General features: G+C 69.5%; 18 protein-coding genes. 8 read left to right on the top strand and 10 right to left on the bottom strand.

Features of this window, described 5'->3' with window-relative positions; translation table 11 throughout:
- Positions 1 to 110: 110 nt before the first annotated feature.
- Together NQV17_RS06430 and NQV17_RS06425 are read right to left on the bottom strand one after the other, a co-directional pair.
- Positions 111 to 878 (bottom strand): AraC family transcriptional regulator, encoded by a 768-nt coding sequence (locus NQV17_RS06430; protein WP_257770586.1) that lies wholly within the window; start codon positions 876 to 878, stop codon positions 111 to 113.
- 23 nt (positions 879 to 901) lie between these two features.
- Positions 902 to 1,243 carry an FKBP-type peptidyl-prolyl cis-trans isomerase gene (locus tag NQV17_RS06425; RefSeq protein ID WP_044846591.1) on the bottom strand — a complete coding sequence of 114 codons (342 nt, stop codon included), beginning with the start codon at positions 1,241 to 1,243 and terminating at the stop codon, positions 902 to 904.
- Positions 1,244 to 1,835: 592 nt separating this feature from the next.
- Here NQV17_RS06425 and NQV17_RS06420 point away from each other — a divergent pair.
- Together NQV17_RS06420 and NQV17_RS38005 are read left to right on the top strand one after the other, a co-directional pair.
- The gene (locus tag NQV17_RS06420) at positions 1,836 to 2,753 is read left to right on the top strand and encodes a metal-dependent hydrolase (protein ID WP_257770584.1); all 918 of its coding nucleotides are present in this window, start codon (positions 1,836 to 1,838) and stop codon (positions 2,751 to 2,753) included.
- 434 nt (positions 2,754 to 3,187) lie between these two features.
- Positions 3,188 to 4,657 (top strand): sigma 54-interacting transcriptional regulator, encoded by a 1,470-nt coding sequence (locus tag NQV17_RS38005; protein WP_374692680.1) that lies wholly within the window; start codon positions 3,188 to 3,190, stop codon positions 4,655 to 4,657.
- 977 nt (positions 4,658 to 5,634) lie between these two features.
- Here NQV17_RS38005 and NQV17_RS06405 read toward each other — a convergent pair.
- A complete protein-coding gene (locus NQV17_RS06405) occupies positions 5,635 to 6,417 on the bottom strand; it encodes an ABC transporter substrate-binding protein (RefSeq protein WP_257770582.1) in 783 nt (260 codons plus the stop codon).
- Between the two features lie 233 nt (positions 6,418 to 6,650).
- On the opposite strand from NQV17_RS06405, the gene NQV17_RS06400 reads away from it, so the two are divergent.
- Both NQV17_RS06400 and NQV17_RS06395 read left to right on the top strand, forming a co-directional pair.
- Positions 6,651 to 7,070 (top strand): MbcA/ParS/Xre antitoxin family protein, encoded by a 420-nt coding sequence (locus NQV17_RS06400; RefSeq protein WP_044846587.1) that lies wholly within the window; start codon positions 6,651 to 6,653, stop codon positions 7,068 to 7,070.
- A 2-nt stretch (positions 7,071 to 7,072) separates the two neighbouring features.
- Entirely contained in the window at positions 7,073 to 7,771 is a 699-nt protein-coding gene (locus NQV17_RS06395) for an RES family NAD+ phosphorylase (protein WP_124646469.1), read from the top strand.
- Positions 7,772 to 7,871: 100 nt separating this feature from the next.
- Here NQV17_RS06395 and NQV17_RS06390 read toward each other — a convergent pair whose 3' ends face one another.
- A complete protein-coding gene (locus NQV17_RS06390) occupies positions 7,872 to 8,597 on the bottom strand; it encodes a metallophosphoesterase (protein WP_257770577.1) in 726 nt (241 codons plus the stop codon).
- Between the two features lie 136 nt (positions 8,598 to 8,733).
- Between NQV17_RS06390 and NQV17_RS06385 the strand changes: the two genes are divergently transcribed.
- The gene (locus NQV17_RS06385; protein WP_257770575.1) at positions 8,734 to 9,387 is read left to right on the top strand and encodes a DUF1345 domain-containing protein; all 654 of its coding nucleotides are present in this window, start codon (positions 8,734 to 8,736) and stop codon (positions 9,385 to 9,387) included.
- A 73-nt stretch (positions 9,388 to 9,460) separates the two neighbouring features.
- Here the strand turns inward: NQV17_RS06385 and NQV17_RS06380 are convergent, their stop codons facing one another.
- Positions 9,461 to 10,171, bottom strand: coding sequence for a class I SAM-dependent methyltransferase (locus NQV17_RS06380; RefSeq protein ID WP_257770573.1), 711 nt, complete (start codon positions 10,169 to 10,171; stop codon positions 9,461 to 9,463).
- Between the two features lie 300 nt (positions 10,172 to 10,471).
- Between NQV17_RS06380 and NQV17_RS06375 the strand changes: the two genes are divergently transcribed.
- On the top strand, positions 10,472 to 12,136 hold the full coding sequence (locus NQV17_RS06375) for a DUF3459 domain-containing protein (protein WP_257770571.1): 1,665 nt from the start codon (positions 10,472 to 10,474) through the stop codon (positions 12,134 to 12,136).
- A gap of 36 nt (positions 12,137 to 12,172) precedes the next feature.
- Here NQV17_RS06375 and NQV17_RS06370 read toward each other — a convergent pair whose 3' ends face one another.
- The 5 genes from NQV17_RS06370 to NQV17_RS06350 form a co-directional block, all read right to left on the bottom strand.
- On the bottom strand, positions 12,173 to 12,757 hold the full coding sequence (locus tag NQV17_RS06370) for a thiamine phosphate synthase (RefSeq protein ID WP_257770569.1): 585 nt from the start codon (positions 12,755 to 12,757) through the stop codon (positions 12,173 to 12,175).
- Between the two features lie 22 nt (positions 12,758 to 12,779).
- Positions 12,780 to 14,120 carry a hemolysin family protein gene (locus tag NQV17_RS06365; protein WP_257770567.1) on the bottom strand — a complete coding sequence of 447 codons (1,341 nt, stop codon included), beginning with the start codon at positions 14,118 to 14,120 and terminating at the stop codon, positions 12,780 to 12,782.
- Positions 14,121 to 14,196: 76 nt separating this feature from the next.
- A complete protein-coding gene (locus NQV17_RS06360; protein WP_257770565.1) occupies positions 14,197 to 14,976 on the bottom strand; it encodes a sensor histidine kinase KdpD in 780 nt (259 codons plus the stop codon).
- A 67-nt stretch (positions 14,977 to 15,043) separates the two neighbouring features.
- Positions 15,044 to 15,967: a DMT family transporter gene (locus tag NQV17_RS06355; RefSeq protein WP_257770563.1), complete on the bottom strand. Its 924-nt coding sequence runs from the start codon at positions 15,965 to 15,967 to the stop codon at positions 15,044 to 15,046.
- A 41-nt stretch (positions 15,968 to 16,008) separates the two neighbouring features.
- A complete protein-coding gene (locus NQV17_RS06350) occupies positions 16,009 to 16,866 on the bottom strand; it encodes a LysR family transcriptional regulator (protein ID WP_257770561.1) in 858 nt (285 codons plus the stop codon).
- A gap of 109 nt (positions 16,867 to 16,975) precedes the next feature.
- On the opposite strand from NQV17_RS06350, the gene NQV17_RS06345 reads away from it, so the two are divergent.
- Positions 16,976 to 17,359: a tautomerase family protein gene (locus NQV17_RS06345; protein ID WP_124571627.1), complete on the top strand. Its 384-nt coding sequence runs from the start codon at positions 16,976 to 16,978 to the stop codon at positions 17,357 to 17,359.
- A gap of 139 nt (positions 17,360 to 17,498) precedes the next feature.
- A complete protein-coding gene (locus NQV17_RS06340; protein ID WP_257770558.1) occupies positions 17,499 to 19,130 on the top strand; it encodes a CHAD domain-containing protein in 1,632 nt (543 codons plus the stop codon).
- The last annotated feature ends 47 nt before the right edge of the window (positions 19,131 to 19,177 follow it).

Raw genomic sequence — 19,177 nt, 5'->3', positions numbered from 1 at the left:
TATACGCGTCACGATGACAACGCCTGTCGAAAACCATCCGGCCATGACGCATGGGCGCGATCGGCGCAATCGCGTTCGCTATTGCAGGAAAACGGGTGGCGACTGGCCGCTCAGTGCCGTTCGCCGCGCCAGCGCCCCGGCGCGACGCCGAAGCGTTTCGTGAACGCGTGCGTGAAGGTGCTCTGGTCCGCGAAGCCGACCATGCCGGCGATGTCGACGAGCGGATGGCGGCCGTCGGCGAGCAGCACGACGGCGGCGTCGAGCCGCAGCCGCTGCAGGTAGCGATGCGGAGTCTCGCCGAACGCGTCGACGAACAGTTGGTGAAACCGGCGCATCCCGTAGCCGCAGTGCGCGGCGAGATCGGCGATGCGCAGCGGCTCCGCGAGCCGCGCGCGCAGCCAGCGGTCGATGCGCGCGAAATCGAGGCCCGCCGCGGGCGCGGCGAGGCTGGCGTCGCCGAGCAGCGCGTCGCACAGACGCGCGGCGGCCTGCCACTGGAAGCGATGCGCGTGCCGCGTGTCGCCGGCCGGGCCGTCGAGCTGCGCGGCCGCTGTCGCGACCTGCGCGACGAGCGACGTCAGCGCCGGGTCGATCGGCACGGCACGCGCGCTGTCGAACAGCCGCTGCGGCACCGCGAGCGACGCGGCGGGCAGGTCGAGCACGAGCTGGCGATTGTCGCCGAGGCCCGCGTAATCGTGGCGCGAGCCGGCCGGAATCAGCCAGGCCGCGTGCCGGTCGATGCGCTGGCCGACGCCGTCCACCGCCATCACCATCGCGCCGTCGACGCCGAGCACGACCTGGTGAAAGTCGTGCACGTCGGACGCTTCGCACGTGTCGTAACGGCGCAGCGCGATGGCGGGAGACGGGATGCGTTCCATCGGAAGGACGTCGGCCGGCGTCGTCAGACGGCGAGCAGTTCGACTTCGAACACGAGCGTCGCGTTCGGCGGGATCACGCCGCCTGCACCGCGCGGGCCGTAGCCGAGTTGCGGCGGGATCGTCAGGCGACGCACGCCGCCGACCTTCATGCCTTGCACGCCTTCGTCCCAGCCCTTGATGACCATGCCGCCGCCGAGCACGAACGCGAACGGGTCGTTGCGGTCCTTGCTCGAGTCGAATTTCTGACCGTCGGTCAGCCAGCCCGTGTAGTGGACGCTGACGGTCTGGCCGGCTTGCGCTTCCGCGCCGGTGCCTTCGGTCAGCTCTTCGATTTTGAGGCCCGATGCGGTCGTGGTGACAGACATGACTTCTCCTGAAAGGGGTTGGGTAAAACCGCTATTGTAGGCGAGCGCGCAGGGGGCCGCCGCAGGCGGCGAGGGCACTGCCGCGTGCCTGTCGCGCGCCGGTCACGGCGGCGCTGACGCATCTCGCGCGACACGCGAATGGAACGCATGTTTGAATCGTTCGCGGACCGGCTCGAAGGGGTCGCGCCGCGCGAACGCCGCGCACGTATGAATCGGCGCTATCCGGCCGCTCGGCGTCGCGTCGAGAAACCGCCGCGCGACGCCGCAAAACGCCCGTCGCGCGGGGCTTGCGCGCCGATTGCGATTCGCGCGCGCGTCGCCCGCCTGCCGGTTGCGCACGGATGCGCGCGTTCGAATCGCGACCCGCCCGAACGCCGCCCGAACGTCGTTTTTGTCGCGTTGCCGACCGTGCCCTGTTTGGAAGCGCGCATCTACCGTGCGGCTTGCGCGCGGCGTCGGCCGGCGCCTATCTTTACAGCTATCGATGTCAAGATTTGGGTGTTGCGCGATGCGCTGCCCGGGCCCACGCCTGCACGGCCGCAATGCTCGCAACGGCCGGGCGGGCCGCCCGGAAACAAGGAGAACGACGACCATGAAGTCAGCCGCTTGCGCGACCGCAGCCGAGGTGATGCCGGTGCGCCGCGACCTGCGCTTCGACCTGCCGGTCGAACGCGCGAAGGACTGGCACGGGCTCGGCCCGCACGTGACGCACTTCTTCAACGCGCTGTCGCTGCTGTTTCCTGCCGGCGAACGATTTTTCATGGATTCCGTGCGCCACTATCGCGACCGGATCGACGATCCGGTGCTGAAGCGGCAGGTGCTCGGCTTCATCGGGCAGGAGGCGATGCATACGCGCGAGCACGTCGAATACAACGAATTGATGCAGGAGAACCGCCTGCCCGCGCGCAAGCTCGACAAGCGCATCTGGACCGTGCTCGGTTACATGAAGCGCAAGCTGCCGCACTCGGTGCAACTCGCGCATACGGTCGCCGCCGAGCACTACACGGCCATGCTCGCCGACTGGCTGCTGCGCGATCCGACGCGCCTCGAAGGCTCGGTCGACGGCTACCGTCAAATGTGGGTGTGGCACGCGCTCGAGGAAACCGAGCACAAGGCCGTGTCGTTCGACGTCTGGAACGTCGCGATGAAGCCGGGCCTGCGCCGCTATCTGATCCGCATCGGCGTCTACCTGCTGACGACGCTGACGTTCTGGCCGACCGTGTTCCTGCTGCACGCGACGCTGTTGTCGCGTGATCGCGACATCGAGCATCGCGTGCGCGGCATGCTGCGCATGCTCGCATTCCTGTACGGGCCGCGTCGTGGGCTGTTTCCGCGGATCGCGCGCGAGTGGCTCAGCTTTTTCCGGCCCGGCTTCCACCCGTGGGACCGCGACAACCGCCATCACCTCGCGCGGGTCGACGCGCTCGTCGCCGCGTACGGCGAACACGACGGCGCGTCGGCCGGCCGTGGCCGCGCCAACGCGCTCGCGCCGCTCGCATCGGGACGCTGACCCGGTCGCCGCGCCACCCCGCGTGTTGCATTCCTGCATCATCCCCGTTTTACCCGACGATTGACCGGCATCAAGCGTAAACGGTTGCGGGCGCCGGGCCGGTGCGGCAGACCGGGCGTGTCGGCCCGTGCCGCCGGTTCGATCCCGTGCGCCCGGCCTCGCGTGCCGTCCCCGCGCGCCAGCACCGGCGCGGCGTCGGGCGTTCGCGATGGGTCCGGCCTTGCTTCGCGTCCGCCGCGCCACCGGGATAACACCCATCTAGCCGCGCATCGGCGGCGTCGATATACCGTTCATGAATGGGTTCGTCCGGCACGCGATTATTCCCTGGGGGATTTTATTCGGACGAAAATGCGGCCAATATGTCGGTTCGATCGAGGTCCGTCGGACGCGGCGGCGAGCCAGCGCACGATACCAACGCCAAGCGGGGAACAACGATGGTTGCAAGGTCACCCGACGCAAGCGGGACGGCGGCGTCCGAGACGCCGCTCGTATCCGTTACCGCTCCCGAGGCCGGACGCAAGCTGTTCGTGATCATGCGTTCGCCGGACGAGCCGTTGCTGGCGCAGCTGCGCGGGCTCGGCTGGGATATCTCGGTCGCGAAGACGGCCGGCGCCGCGCAGAACATGACGTCCGGCGTGAACGTCGCCGCCGGGCTCATCGATTTCTCGGGCTTCACGTCGCGCGACTATCCCGCGCTGAAGGCGTGCCTGAGCCAGCCGGCGATCGGCTGGATTTCCATCGCGCAGGCCGGCATCACGATCGGCGCTGCCGTGCGCGAACTGATCCGCAGCTATTGTTTCGATTACGTGACGCTGCCGCTGCCGTACGAATGGATTTCGCACGTGCTCGGCCACGCGCGCGGGATGGCCGCGCTCGATCGCGTCGACGGCGCGGCATACGCGGCATCGATCGGCGAGCACGGCATGATCGGCAACTGCGAAGCGATGCAGCAGCTGTTCAGCACGATCCGCAAGGTCGCGAAAACCGACGCGAGCGTGTTCATCTCCGGGGAGTCGGGCACCGGCAAGGAACTGACGGCGCTCGCGATCCACGAGCGCTCGGCACGCGGCAAGGGGCCGTTCGTCGCGATCAACTGCGGCGCGATCCCGCATCACCTGCTGCAGTCGGAACTGTTCGGCTACGAGCGCGGCGCGTTCACCGGCGCGAACCAGCGGCGCGCGGGCCGGATCGAATCGGCGAACGGCGGCACGCTGTTTCTCGACGAGATCGGCGACATGCCGGTCGAAAGCCAGGCAAGCCTGCTGCGTTTCCTGCAGGAAGGGAAGATCGAGCGGCTCGGCGGCCATGAATCGATTCCGGTCGACGTGCGGATCATCTCGGCGACGCACGTGGATCTCGACGGCGCGGTCGAAGCCGGCCGCTTCCGCGCGGACCTCTATCACCGGCTCTGCGTGCTGCGCATTCACGAGCCGCCGCTGCGCGCGCGGGGCAAGGACATCGACATCCTCGCGCATTACGTGCTGCAGAAATTCAAGGGCGACAGCGGCCGCAAGATCAGCGGCTTCACGTCGGCCGCGCTCGACGCGATGCGCCGCTACGAGTGGCCCGGCAACGTGCGCGAGCTGATCAACCGGGTGCGCCGCGCGATCGTGATGGCCGAGAGCCGGCTGCTGACACCGCACGATCTCGGGCTCGACGTTCCGGGTGAAACGGAGCCCGTGACCCTCGAGCAGGCGCGTTCGCTCGCCGAGCGCGTCGCGATCGAGAACGCGCTGCTGCGCAACGATCACCGGATCAACAAGGCCGCCGCCGAACTCGGCATCTCGCGCGTGACGCTCTACCGGATGATGATCGAGCACGGACTCAACGACCACGACAACACCGGCGACAACGGCGGGAAGGACGGCTCGCCGCCCGACGACGCCGACCAGCGAGTCGGCTGAAGGCGGCACGAAAAGCGTCCGCGGCCGGTCCGTGCGCGGGCGTCCGGCGGCATGTAAAGGGCGTGAAACGTTTCGTGCCGGCGGCTGTGCAGAAAGCCCCGGCAAACGCGGGCGGCGACGCACGGCCCGCGCCGGGAAAATTTTCCGGCTCGTCCGCGCGCCTTGTCCGGCAAGGCGTTGCCGCCACGCGGCCGAGGCCGCTCGCGCCCGGCATGTTTCAGTTTCGCAACGTCCGGCATGTCCCGCCCGTCCGCGCCGCGAACTGGTCCGATGAAAGGCTTGTGCCGCCGGCCCCGAACGAAGCTGGCGCGCTCCTTGCACAGGTTGGGGTGCGAGAGTCGACGACGCGACGTCCGGCCGGTTCGGCAGCGAACCATTCGAAAACCGGCAAGGACGCAGTCCGCGGGGATGACGGCCGGACGGGCAGCATGGCCCCGTTCCGGACGGCATGGGCCGTCGTCGGCGGATCGTCGGAGCACCGGCGGTGTCCGGTTGCCGGCACAAGCAACGATTCGAATACGGGGTAGAAAAATGAACGGTCACAACACGCCGCGGCCGGCAGGCCGCGATCGCAGTGATTCGACCCATCGCCGGTCGACCGCGCACCTTGCTGCCGGCCGGCATGCGTCGACAGGCCACCTCTGCGCGCCCGGCGCGAGGCGGATCCGGCTGATACCCGGTCATCCGCGCCGGGCCGGCACTTTCCTGCTCGCCAACCCGGTTCGCATGGGGATGTGCACGCGGGCACCGGTACCCCGGCGCCCGGTCTTCGCTTATTGACGACGTCGAGCGCCTGCGGTCGCCAGCGCAGGCGATCCGTTCGCCAGGCGAAGGATGTGCGGCATCCGGTTGCGCGATACGGACGATGAAACCGGTGCGACGGCAGGCGTCAGGGAGGCGTCGCCGTCCGGCGAGCAGGGGAGGGGCGGTCGGGCCGCGCGCGACGGGCATCGCACCCGTGCGCGCGCGGAGCCGCTTCAGCCGCCGTAGATGTCGAAGTCGAAGTACTTCGACGCGAGCCGCTTGTAGGTGCCGTCCTTGACCATGTCGAGGATCGCGCGATCGATCTTCGCCTTCAGGTCGGCGTCTTCCTTGCGCAGCCCGATACCGGCGCCGATGCCGAGCACCTTCTCGTCGACGAGTTCGGGCCCGACGAACTGGTAGCCCGCACCGCGCGGCGACTTCAGGAACCCGATCGCGGCCTGCACCTCGTCCTGCAGCGCGGCGTCGAGGCGGCCCGACGTCAGGTCCGCGTACACGCCGTCCTGGTTCTGGTACGACACGACGTTCGCACCCTGCTTCGCCCAGTACGCCTTCGCATACGCTTCCTGCGTCGTGCCCTGTTCGACGCCGATCGACTTGCCCTTCAGCGATTCGGCCGTCGGCAGCAGCGGCGAGCCCTTCTTCACGACGAGCCGCGTCGGCTGGTTGTAGATCTTCGTCGTGAAGCCGATCTGTTCCGCACGCTGCGGCGTGATCGACATCGACGACAGCACCGCGTCGAACTTCTTCGCCTTCAGCGCCGGGATCATCCCGTCGAAATCGTTCTCGAGCCACACGCACTTCGCTTTCAGCCGTGCGCAGATCTCGTTGCCGAGGTCGATGTCGAAGCCGACGAGCTTGCCGTCGGGCGCCTTCGATTCGAACGGCGCGTAGCTGGCGTCGGTGCCGAAGCGCAGCGTGGTCCAGTCCTTCGCGACGGCGGGGCCTGCCGATACCGCGAGCAGGGTGATCGAAACGGCGGCAATCAGTCTCTTCATGGTGGTTCCTTGGCGTGGTCTATCCGGTTCTGGGCGACACGGTTGCTGCGGGGACGCATCGCGTCCCGGTGCGTTATCCGCACGGTCATTAACGCAGAAAATAAAATCGCAGTCCAGAATGGACAAAAAATATCGATCCTTTGGGCGGAACGCCGGCACGTCGGGGGGCGACCCTTGCAAAAATACGAAAATGGACTAATCTTGTTAGTAAATTCGTTTAGAGACTAACGATCATGTCACAGCCCGCCTTCGATCCGCATTCCGCCCCGCGGCAGGCTTCGGTCGCGCAGATGTCGGCGGCCGGCCTGCGCGCGTTCTTCAACATCGCGCGCGACTGGGAGCTGACGATCGACGAACAGATCGTCCTGCTCGGCTCGCCCGGCCGCTCGACGTTCTTCAAGTGGAAGGCGTCGCCCGAATCGGCGCGCCTGCCGCGCGATACGCTCGAGCGGCTATCGCTGCTGCTCGGCATCTACAAGGCGCTGCAGATCCTGCTGCCGCAGCCGGCCGCGGCCGACACCTGGGTCAAGCGGCCGAACGACGCCGCGCCGTTCGGCGGCAAGCGCGCGCTCGACCGGATGCTCGCCGGCAACGTCGGCGACCTGGTCGCCGTCCGGCAATACCTCGACGCGATGCGGGGTGGCTGGGCGTGACGATGCCGATCGAAGCAGTACAGCACTGGCCCATGACCGTCGTCGACTGGGCACCTGCCTATCGCGTGATTCCCACTCGTTTTCCAGCCATCAACCTGTTCGACCGCGTCGCGTCCGCCGAGGATTTCGATGCGCTCTATGCGCTCGAATCGCTGACCAACGATCGCATCCGCAACGAAGTCGGCACGCTCGAGCTCGTGCCGCCGGCGGAGCGTCGCTACGGCCCGGGCTGGGGGCCGATCATGGCCGCGTTCACGCATCTGAATCCGCAGGGCAGCCGCTTTTCCGACGGCAGCTACGGCGTGTTCTACTGCGGGCGGTCGCGCGATACGGCGATCGCCGAAACGCGCTATCACAGCGGGCTGTTCCTGGCCGCGACGAAGGAGGCGCCGATGCGTCAGCAGATGCGGCTCTACACGGTGTATGCGCAGGGCGACGTCGCCGACGTGCGCACGTGGCCGCAGCGCAGCCCGGCGCTGCTCGATCCGCTCGATTACGGCGCGGGGCAGGCGCTCGGCCGCGCGGTGCGCGACGCGGGCGGCGCGGGGATCGTCTATCCGTCGGTGCGCGACCCGCGCGGCGAGTGTCTCGCGGCGTTTCGCACGACGCTGCTGCGCGATTGTCATCACGCTGCGTATCTCGAATACAACTGGAACGGATCCGCGATCGATGCGGTGTTCGAGCTGAACCAGGTGGGTTAGCGCAGTGCTCGCGCACGCAAACGCGCGCGCGTGAGCGTGAGTCCGCCGAGCGTTGCCGGCCCGCGGCCTGCGCAGGCCCGTTATCGGCGTGAACGCAGGCCTAAGGCAGCGGCAGGTCGCCCGCATGACGCGCGCGCGCGTCGGCCTGCGTCAGCGACCACGTGTCGCCCGTGCGCGGCTCGACGATCGTCAGGCGTCCCGACGGTGCGAACGCGCCGGTGTCGATGAACCATTGCGCGCCGATGCGCTGCGGCGCACGCACCGGCGTGTGGCCGGTGCAGGTCAGCGACAGGCCGGCCTGCCGGGCCGGATCGACGAGCCCCTGGACCAGGTCGCGCCCCCAGATCAGCCGCTCGCGCACGTCGGGCGAATAGCTGCCCGTGTCGAGTTCGGCGTCCGGACCGAGGAATTCCGCATGCAGCACGTTGAAGCGCGCGGGGCCGTCGCCGATCACGCGTACGAGCGGCAGCGCGTCGACGCGCGCCGCGTGCGCGTGCAGCCGTTCCGGCGGGAGGTCGGCGCCCCAGTCGCCGCCGATCCCGCGCCACGCATCGGGCGACAGCTTGCCGCGCGCGACGAGGCTCAGCACTTCTTCGTGATTGCCGCGCACCACGTGGCACCACGGGCGGTCGAGCAGCTCGAGCGCGGTTTCGGACGCGGGGCCGCGGTCGACGAGATCGCCGACCGAGAACAGCCGGTCGCGAGCCGGGTCGAAGCCGATGTCGTGCAGCAGCGCGCGCAGCACATCCACGCAGCCGTGCAGATCGCCGACGACGAAGTCGCGGCCGGCCGCGTTCGCGGGATGGTGGCAGAGGACGGGAGTCATCCCGATATCTTAGGCGCTCACGCCCTTCGCAACGTCATGCAGGAATGGCGATAATCGGGGCGGTACCCGCCGGCGCTGCCCGGCGGGCCGTTCGCACGCGGGCCGAACCCTTTCCATCCGCTTTCGGAATCACACGATGACGCTTTATCCGCAGGTATTACGCAACAGGCCGCGCATGGTCGCCGCCTTCGCCGCGGGAGTGCTGTGCGCGGTGCTGCTGCCGTTGCAGTTGAGACCGACCGCGCGTGCGCTGATCGGCTGGGATTGCACGGTCTGGCTGTATCTCGTGCTGATGTGGGGGCGCATGGTCACCGCACATCACCACCAGGTGCGCGAGATCGCGATCCGCGAGGACGAGAACGCGACGACCGTGCTGACGGTGATCTGCATCGCGACGGTCGCGAGCGTCGCCGCGATCGCGATCGAGCTCGCCACCGCGAAGAACGTCGGCTTTCGTGCCGGGCTCGGCCACTACGCGGTCACGGGTGCGACGCTGTTCGGCGCATGGTTCCTGATCCCGACGATCTTCACGCTGCACTATGCGCGGCTCTATTACGGCTCGCCGAGCAACGATCGCGCACTGCGGTTTCCCGACCGCAACCCCGAGCCCGACTACTGGGATTTCCTGTATTTCGCCTTTACGCTCGCGGTCGCGTCGCAGACGGCCGACGTGTCGCTCGCGAATCGCTCCGCGCGCCGCGCGGTGCTCGCGCAGTCGATCCTGTCGTTCTACTTCAACATGGCCGTGCTCGGGCTGTCGATCAACGTCGCGGCAGGGTTGCTGAGCTGACGCGGATGACTTGAGCCGTTCTTACCGATCGCCGCGCTCGAGCGCGGCGATCGGCGGGCCGCGACTCACGCCGTCACGCGCCGCGCCGCACCGCGATCCACGCGCCCCAGAACAGGCTCGAGAAAAAGCGCAGCGGCGCATCGAAGCCCGCATCGTGCAGCAACGCGAAGACGGCTTCCTCGGCAGCGGGCGGATCGGCGCCCTGCAGGATTTTCGCAAGCTGCGCACGCACGGCGTCGGGCGTCGCGCCCTTCATCCGCCAGCGCTGCTGCCACGCGTCGAGCAGGCGAGGGTGCTCCGCATAACGGCGATAGTTGCCCGCGATCACGAGCGGTGCACCGGGCTTCAGGCGGCGTGCGATCGCATCCAGCAGCGCGGCCTTCGCCGCATCGCCGGGGACGTGATGCAGCACGCCGATCAGCGTCGCGCCGTCGAACGCCGGCGCATCGGGCAGCGCGTCGACGCCGGCTTCGACGAATTGCGTGCGGGCGGCGAACCCCGCCGCTTCGACGTTGGCACGCGCGAGCGCGAGCATCGGCGCGGACGGATCGACGGCCGTGAACTGCCAGCCCGGTTCGAGCGCCGCGGGCACGCAGATGTCCTGCCCCGTGCCGCCTGCGCCCACGACGAGGAGCCGCGCATCGCGTACACCGATCGCCGACGCGAGCATGCACGCGGCGAGTTCGTGGCACGCGTCGTAGCCGGCGAGCGCGATGCGGGATTGTTCGGCGTATTCGTGCGCGCGTGCCGGATCGAACTTCGCGGCGCTGGCGGGGAGCGACATGGAGATTCCTCGAATTCGGGCGCGGGCGGGGTGCCCACGCGCATCGCACCGAGCGTAAGCGCGGGGCCGCGGCGCAACAAGGCGAGCGGCCATTCCGGTATGCGGACTACCCGATTCGGCGCGCATCGCGCGCAATCAATGCCGGGGTCGATTCGCATTTAAAAATGTGAGGATTCGATGCGTCGCGATCGTGAAAGCGGCGCATACTTTTCTTCCCCCCTGCCTGGCCGTCGCATGCCGGGCCCGATGCGCCGCGCGAATCGCGCGGCCATGCCGCTCGGCACGCACGAGGAGCGCATCATGTCAGATTGTCCGCACGATCCGTATGCGCAGCACTACATACACTGCCTGCCGTCCGGCGCGCAGCCCTGCGGCGCGCTTGGCACGTCGCCGCGCACGCATTTCCGCGTGTGGGCGCCGGGCAGCACGCACGTTCAGCTCGAACTCGATACCGGCTCCGGCCCGACGCTCGTCCCGATGACGGCGGCCGGTCCGCACTGGTTCGAAGTGTTCGTCGAATGCGGTGCGGGCGCGCGCTACCGTTACCGGCTCGACGATGTCGTGTCGATTCCCGATCCCGCGTCGCGTTCGCAACCGGACGGGCTCAACGGCCCGAGCGAGGTCGTCGATCCGCGTGCGTTCACATGGCGCAACACGTTCTGGCGCGGCCGCCCGTGGGAAGACATCGCGCTGTACGCGATTCGTCCGCACGCGGTGGGCGGCTTCGACGGCGTGCGCCGCCGGTTGCCGCAGCTCGCGCGCCTCGGCGTGACCGCGCTGGAGTTGCTCGCGTCGCCGCACGACAGCCTGCCGTTCGCGCCGCTCGCGGCCGAGGGCGGCCCCGACGCGTTGAAGGCATTGATCGACGCCGCGCACGGCTACGGTCTCGCGGTTCTGCTGGAACTCGATTACGCGCGCTTCGGCAGCGGCACCGACGCACTGCGCCATTACGCGGTGCCGTTCTTCCATACGCGCGACGATCCGCTGCAGGCGGCGCCGCTTGCGCTCGACCATCCGGAAGTCTGCGACTTCTTCTGCGACAACGCGCTGTACTGGATCGACGAATACCGTTGCGACGGCCTGCGGCTGCGCGAGGCCGACCGGATCGGCACGTCGTGGCTGCGCGAGATCGCCGACCGCGTGCGCGCGGCCGTGCCGGCCGACCGGATGATCCACCTCGTGCTCGGCAGCGAGCGTCATCCGGTGCACCTGGCCGATACGCATTTCGACGCGCAGTGGAACGGTTGCGGAGAACGCGCGCTGCATCGGCTGACGGGGCGCGACACGTCGGCGCACGAAGGGATTTCGCCCCACCAGTCGATCCACACGCTCGCGCGCGCGCTGACCGCCGCAGGCGCGGCGTTCCAGCCGGCCGCGGCGGGCGATGGCCCGTGCGCCGAAGGGCTGGCGCTCACGTCGCTGGTGCTGTCCGACGGCGCGTGGCGCGAGAGCGAACAACGCGACAGCGAACAGCGCGACAGCGAGCAGGCGGCGGGCCTCGCGGCGCTTGCGTTGTCGCTGCTCACGCCGCAGATCCCGCTGGTCTTCGACGAAACCGCGCGCGATGTCGATCGTGCGCATTTCGTGCAGTCGGCGCTCGCGGTGCGCGCGAAGCTGATCGCGCCGCGGCTGTCCGATTGCCGGCCGCGGGACGCGCATGCGCTGAAGGCGACCGGTGACGGCGATGCCGACGCGCTGCTCGCGTCATGGCGGCTCGCCGACGACGAGACGCTGACCATCGCGTTGAACCTGTCGCCCGACGCGGTGCCGTTCGATGCGCCGAGCGGGCAGGTCGTGTTCGAGACGCCGGCACGCGCACGCGACCGGGTCGACGAAGGGGAGTTGCCGCCGTATTCGCTCGTCGCGTGGCTGACGGGCGACGTCAACCGGTACGCGCTGACGCACGACGTGCGTCGGATCGACGACCGCGCATGGCGCGCGATGCGTCCCGTTCCGCACGCGTGATGCCTGGAATGCCGGGCGCTGGCCGCCCGGCCGCCCTTACCAGAAACCGCGAATGCCCGCGACGCCGTACGCGCCGTGGCGGCGCGCGTCGTCGAGATGCGCGCGCGTCATGCCGCCGAGCGCATAGACCGGCATCGCGGCCTGCGCGGCCAGCGCAGCGAATTGCGTCCAGCCGAGCGTCGGCGCGCCGGGATGGCTGAGCGTCGGCAGCACGGGCGACAGCGTGACGAAATCCACGCCCGCGCGCGCGGCCAGCACGAGATCGTCGGCCGCATGGCAGGCGGCCGACATGCGGCGCGAGGCCGGCAGCGGCCGTTGCGCGACGGCGCGCAGCGCGGCGCCGTCGAGGTGCCAGCCTGCGCCGTCGAGCCGCATCACGCCGGCCGCGTCGATCGGCCCGTTGAGCATCAGTTGCGCGCCGGCCGCGTCGCAGCGCGCGAGCGCATCGGCGGCCAGCCGCGCGAACGCGGCCGCGTCGAACGACTTCACGCGCAGCTGCACGAGCGTTTCGCCGCGCGCGAGCACGGCCGACAGCGTGTCGAGGAATGCGTGGCAATCGGCGGCCGACGCGGACGCCGGCTCCGGCGTGATCACGCAGCAGCGCGGCAGCGTCGGCGTCATCGCGCGCGGCGCGCGGCGGCCGTCATTCGTCGGCCTCCTTCGCGATCTTCGGATAGACGCGCACCAGCACGATGCGCGGACCGTTCATCTTCTTCACGACGACGTCGAAGCGATCGAACGACACGCGCTGCCCTTCGGTCGGCAGATCGCTGAGCGCCTGGATCACCAGGCCGCCGACCGATTCTGCACGCCCTTCGTCGATGTCGATGCCGAGCGCCTGCTCGAGCGACACGACGGGCAGGCTGCCCTTGCCCATCAGCGTGCCGTCGTCGAGGCGGCTCCAGTCCGCGTCGCCCTGGCGGAACTCGTCGTGGATCTGGCCGACCAGCGCACCGAGCAGGTTGTCGAGCGTGAGGAAGCCGATCGGCTTCTCGCCCTTGTTGCCGACCAGCGCGAAGTGCGGCGCGCCCTTGCGGAAGCGGCGGAACAGTTCCAGCGCCGGCGTGTCGGGCTTCACGTACTGCACCGGGCGCACGTAGTCGGACAGGTCCTCGAGCGCCGCCCCGGCGTGACGCGCGAGCAGCAGGTCCTTCAGGTGGATCAGCCCGCTCACCTGTTCGCGCGACGCATCCTCGAACAGCGGATAGCGGCTGAAGCGGTGCCGCGCGACGATTTCCATGTTGTCGGGCAGCGGCAGGTCGCGGCGCAGGCCGATCATTTCATGCGCCGGCCGCATCAGGTCCGACACCGTCATCGACGAGAAATCGAGCGAGTGCGCGAGCGTGTTCCACTCGTCGTTGGTGTACGTGCCGCGCGCCGGCTGGGCCGCGTTGCCCGCGCTGCGCCGGCTGCGCAGGATCAGCTTCAGCTCGTCGGTCGAGTAGTGCGCATCGCCGCCGTGGTCGGCCGACAGGCCCGCGAGCTTCAGCACCGCGTTCGCGCTGGTATTGAGCACCCAGATCGCCGGATACATCGCCCAGTAGAACGCGTAGAGCGGCAGCGCGACCCACAGGCCGACCTTCTCCGACTGGCGGATCGCCATCGATTTCGGCGCGAGCTCGCCGACCACGATGTGCAGGAACGAGATCAGCGAGAACGCGAACACGAGCGAAATCAGGTGCACGATGCGCTCGGACTGCACGCCGAGCAGGTCGAGCAGCGGCCCGATCAGTTCCGCGAACGCCGGTTCGCCGACCCAGCCGAGGCCGAGCGACGCGAGCGTGATGCCGAGCTGGCAGGCGGACAGATACGCGTCGAGCCGGCCGTGCACGATCGCGAGGATGCGCCCGCGCAGGCCGTGCTTGCGGGCAAGTGTCTTGACGCGCGTCGCGCGCAGTTTGACGAGGCCGAATTCGGCTGCGACGAAAAACCCGTTGAGGGCCACCAGGAACAACGCGCCGATGAGCGCGAAGATCTGTAACAAAGAATCGCTCCAGTCATGACAGGCCCAACAGTATAGGGCCGGAAAGGGAAATGTAATGTGTCGGGCGGCTGATGGCTTACACCGGCGCCTCGCAGGGGACGGCGAGCGACAGGGTGACGGCGGCGCCGTCGGCGAACGGGGCGTGGGTGAACGAGCCGCCGTGCGCGAGCGCGACACGCTGGCACAGCGCGAGCGCCGCTGCGACGCGCTTCGCGTCGCGCGGGTGCAGCATCTCGCGGCGCGCGAACGGTTCGAATGCATGCGGCAGCGCCGGATCGGCGAGGGCGGCGGCGTTCACGTCGCAGGCGACGTGCGCGACGTACTGCGCGCCGTCACGCGCGCACGTGAACGTCACGCGGCTGCCGGCGGCGCTGGCTTCGACGGCCGTCGTCAGCATCGTCCAGAGCGCCTGCGCGATGCGCTCGCGGTCGGCGCTCAGCGACGGCTCGCCGTCGGGCAGCGTCGCGTCGACGCTCACCTGTCGTGCGTCGGCGAGCGCGCAGCGCACCAGTGCGAGCGTGTCGTCGAGCAGCGGGCGCAGCGCGAACGGCTGTGCGGCGATCGCCAGGGTGCGCGTGGCCGCGCGCGGTGCGTCGAGCACGTCGTCGATCAGCGCGACCTGCTGGTCGATCCCCGCGCGGATGCCCGCGAGCGCGCGTTGCAGGTTCGGGTCGGCGCTGGCGAGCTGGCGCTCGAGCACGTACGCCCAGCTGTGCATCGCGTTCAGCGGGCTGCGCAGGTCGTGCGAAGCGATGGACAGCGCCTGGTCGCGCTGGAACAGCGCGGCCTCGGCGGCATAGTGCGCTGCGCGTTCGCGCAGCAGGTCGGCGACGGGATCGACGGGAGTGGACGTCACGGGGCTGGCCTGTCGGAAGCGGTTGGCATGAAAAGCACGCGAACCGCCATTATAGGGATCGTGCGTGTCACGCCGGCAGCGCGTCCTCGTCCTTTTTCCGGGCGTCGCCGTTCGGCAGCAACTGGCACGCGAGCAGGCCGGCGAGCATCAGCGCGCAGCCGACCAGCGCGCGCAGCGTCAGCGTCTCGCCGAGCGCGGCCCAGCCGGCGATGGCCGCGAACACGCCCTCCATGCTGAAGATCACGGCCGCGTGCGCGGGCGCCGCATCGCGCTGCGCGACGACCTGCAGCGTATAGCCGACGCCGACCGACAGCAGCCCGCCGTACAGCAGCGTCGGTAGCGCGCGCTTCAGCATCGCGAGGCTGACCGGCTCGAGCGCGAGGCCGGCCGCGAGGCACAGCACGCCGCACGCGACGAATTGCAGGAACGCGAGCACGAGCGGATCGTGCCGCTTCGCGAAATGGCCGACGGTCATCACGTGCGCGGCGATGACCACGGCGCCCGCGAGCTGGAACCAGTCGCCGTAGAGCACCGAGAAATGCTCGTCGATGCTGAGGAAGTACAGGCCGAGTGCCGCCAGCAGCGCGCCGAACCACGTGCCGGCGCCGATCCGGTGGCGGACGAACACGCCCATCAGCGGCACGATCACGACGTACAGCGAGCTGATGAAGCCCGCGTTCGCGACCCGCGTGTACTGCAGGCCGACCTGCTGCAGCGAGATCGATACGGCGAGCAGCACGCCGAGCGCGAGGCCCGGCGCGAGCAGGGCCGGCTCGCGGCGAATCGCCGCGAACTGCGCGCGCGAGCCCGCGTTGACCATCAGCAGCGGGAGCAGCACCAGCGCGCCGAGCAGGAAGCGCAGCCCCGTGAACAGGAACGGCCCGATTACGTCGAGGCTCAGTCGTTGCGCGACGAACGCCGAGCCCCAGATCGCGGCGGCGGCGAGCATCAGCAGGTTGGCGCGGAGGTGCTTGCGGGCGTCGGGCTTCATCGGAATTCGTCAGGGGATTGCGGGCAGCGGAACCGCGTAGTTTACGCCGAGATTGCAAGGCTGTCGGAAAACCTGCGAAGCGCGGCCACCGCGCGGGCGTCGCGCACGCGTGAATACAGCACGACCTGCGAATGCGGCAGCGGCGGCAAACCGAATTTCGTGCCGACGTCGACCAGCGTGCGCGGCGCGACCCGCCGGGCCAGCGGACAGACCGCGAGCCCGGCCGCGGCGGCGGCCGTGACCGCCGCGACGCCGCCGCCCGTAAAGCGCTCGCGCCACGGCCGCCCCGCATGCTCGAGCGCACGCAGCGCGGCGGCCCGCACGCCGCACGGCCCGGCCAGCACCGCGAGCGGCAGCGGCTCGCCCGCGCGCGGCGCCCAGTCGGGCGCGGCGAGCCATGCGAGCGGTTCGGTGAACAGCAGCGTGCCGTCGTCGCGCGGCGGATCCTCGCCCGGTTCGTGCCGCACGATCACCGCGTCGAGCCGCCGTTCGTCGTATTGCGCGAGCAGGCTCGCCGACATGCCCAGATGCATTTCCAGCGACAGTCCGGGATCCTGCCGGTGCAGGCTGGTCAGCACGGCCGGCAGGTCGGGCACCGCGACGTGCTCGCTGACCCCGAGCGACAGGCGGTGCGTGCCGGCCGAAATCGCGCCGAGCGCCTGGTCGTGCGCGTCGAGCAGCGCGCGGGCGGCCGGCAGGAAGTTCTCGCCGTCCGCCGCCAGCTTGACGACGCGCGGCGTGCGTGCGAGCAGCGGCTTGCCGAGGTGCGCTTCGAGCCGCTTCAGCTTCAGGCTGACGGCCGATTGCGTGGTGCCGAGCGCGTCGGCGGCGCGCGTGAAGCTCGCGAGATCGGCGACCAGCACGAATGCGCGCACTGCATCGAGGTCGAGGACTTTCATTTCAAATCTAAATGAATGAAATATCGGATGATGACTGTTCATTATAGTTCTGCGAGCCTAACCTGACCTTGCGTTTCCGATTCTCAACGTCACCGAAAGGAGCAGGACCATGCCATTCACCCGTATCGCCGTGCGCGAAGGCAAACCGGCCGCCTACCGTGCGGCGCTCGTCGACGGCGTGCACCGCGCGCTGATGCACACGTTCAACGTGCCCGAAGACGACATCTTCATGGTCGTGACCGAGCATTCGGCCGAGAACTTCTTCTTCGGCCGCCACTACCTCGACATCGAACGCAGCGACGATCTGGTGATGGTCCAGATCACGGCGAACAACACGCGCACGCTCGAGCAGAAGCAGGCGCTGTACCGGACCATCGCCGAGAACCTCGCGCGGCAGCCCGGCGTGCGGCCGCAGGACGTCTTCATCAGTCTCGTGGAAGTGCTGAAGGAGGACTGGTCGTTCGGCAACGGCATCGCGCAATACGTCGTCTGATACGTCGTTTGATGCGTGACACGGGCGACAGGGCCAGATCGTCGCCCGCGCGTATTGGCGGCGTGTACTATGGAAGCTGCTTCACGGACGACGCCGGCACGGAGGACGTGCCGGCGATTCTTCATGTGCAGGAGCCTCCATGTCGCGTGTGCTGGAAATCGTGTTGTGCCTGTCGCTGGAAGGTTGGCCGGTCAGGGCCGGAAGCCGGGCCCGTGGTGAGCAGCGCGACTTCGGCGCCGAACTCGTCCGTGCGTGGCGGATCTGTCCGCAGGTGCGGATGCGGCGCGGCCAGGAACGCGTGACGATCGAGCCATGCCAGGTCGAGGAAGCCGAGCCGAGCCCCGGCGAGTGCTGGTGGACGTGGATCGAGTCGAACGCGCACGGGCGGCGGGTCGTCGCGTCGCGCACGAAGGCATTCGCGCCCGGCGTCGTGGAGCGCGAACTGTTCGATGCCGAGCATGCGGGCATCGCCGTGGCCACGCCCGCATCGGCGCCGATCGACGATGCGGATGCGCCACAGGCGACCGGCGAGGGCGACCGCGTGACGGCCGACGCCGTTGACGAAGCGGCGCTCGCCGCATCGTCCGGGCCGGCGCCGCCGCGGCTCGTCAGCGAGCGGCGGCGCGGGCGCTGGGCGGACGACAGCGGCGTGGTGGTCGAGATGACGCTCGACGACATCATTCTGCACCGTGGCACCGAACCACCGCGCCGCCAGGTCGAGCTGCGCCTCGCGGCGCCCGACTGGGAAACCGTCGCCGCGCGCACGGCCGCGCTGCGCGCGCTGTTCGCCGCCGCGCGCGAGCTCAGCGGCGCATGGCCCGCGTTCGTGCAGCTCACCAGCGTGATCGATCGCGCGTGCGCGGGCGAGCCCGCCGTTGCGAGGCCGGTCAAGGCGCAACTCGTCGACCTGACCGGCATCCGTACGCAGCGGGCCGCGCTGTTCGCGCTGTCCGGCGACATCGCCGCGCAATGGCTCGGCAACGAGGGCGGCGTGCTCGATCGCGACGATCCCGAGTTCGTGCACCAGATGCGCGTCGCGCTGCGCCGGCTGCGCACGCTGATGCGCTTCTTTCCGCGCTTTGCGGACGAGCAATGGAAGAACACGTTCGGCGCCGACTTGCGCTGGGTCGCGTCGCTGCTCGGCACGGTGCGCGACTGGGACGTGTTCTCGACCGAAAGCCTGCCCGCGCTGATCGCGGCCGACGGCGGCAGCGCCGACTGGGACGGCACGCTCGACGCCGCGCGCGTCCAGGCGACGGCGGCGCGCGTCGAATTGCGCCAGGCGCTGCATTCGGCGCGCTATGCGCGCCTGACGCTCGGCTGGCTCGAATGGTTGAGCGCGCTCGCGCTGCCGCCGGCCGCCGGCGACGACGACACGCCGTCGCTGCGGCGCCACGCGACCAAGCGCGTGCGGCGGCTGTTCGGTCACCTGTATGCATCGCCGTCGCTCACGTCGCTCGACACGGCCGCGCGGCACCAGGTGCGGATCGACGCGAAGCGGCTGCGCTACGCGCTCGAGTTCTTCGCGTCGCTGGCCTCGCGCCGCACGCGCAACGAAACCGTCAAGACGCTCGCGCGCGTGCAGAGCGTGCTTGGCGAGGCGAACGACACGATCGTCGCGCTGCATCATCTCGAGCAACTGGCGGCGCCCGCGTACCAGCTCGGTTTCGTGCGCGGCTACGGTGCGGCGCTCGAGCAACGCGCGGCGCGCGATGCCGAGGCGCTGCTCGCGAGCCTGCGCCCGCCGAAGCTCGACGGCAAGCCGCGTTGAGCGGCGCGCGCTCACTATAATGGCCACCCGTTTTCTTCCGACAGACC

Source organism: Burkholderia sp. SCN-KJ (assembly GCF_024656005.1).
Lineage (GTDB): Bacteria > Pseudomonadota > Gammaproteobacteria > Burkholderiales > Burkholderiaceae > Burkholderia.
Note: the sequence above shows the minus strand (reverse complement) of the source record. Positions and strands in the feature narration are given on the sequence as shown.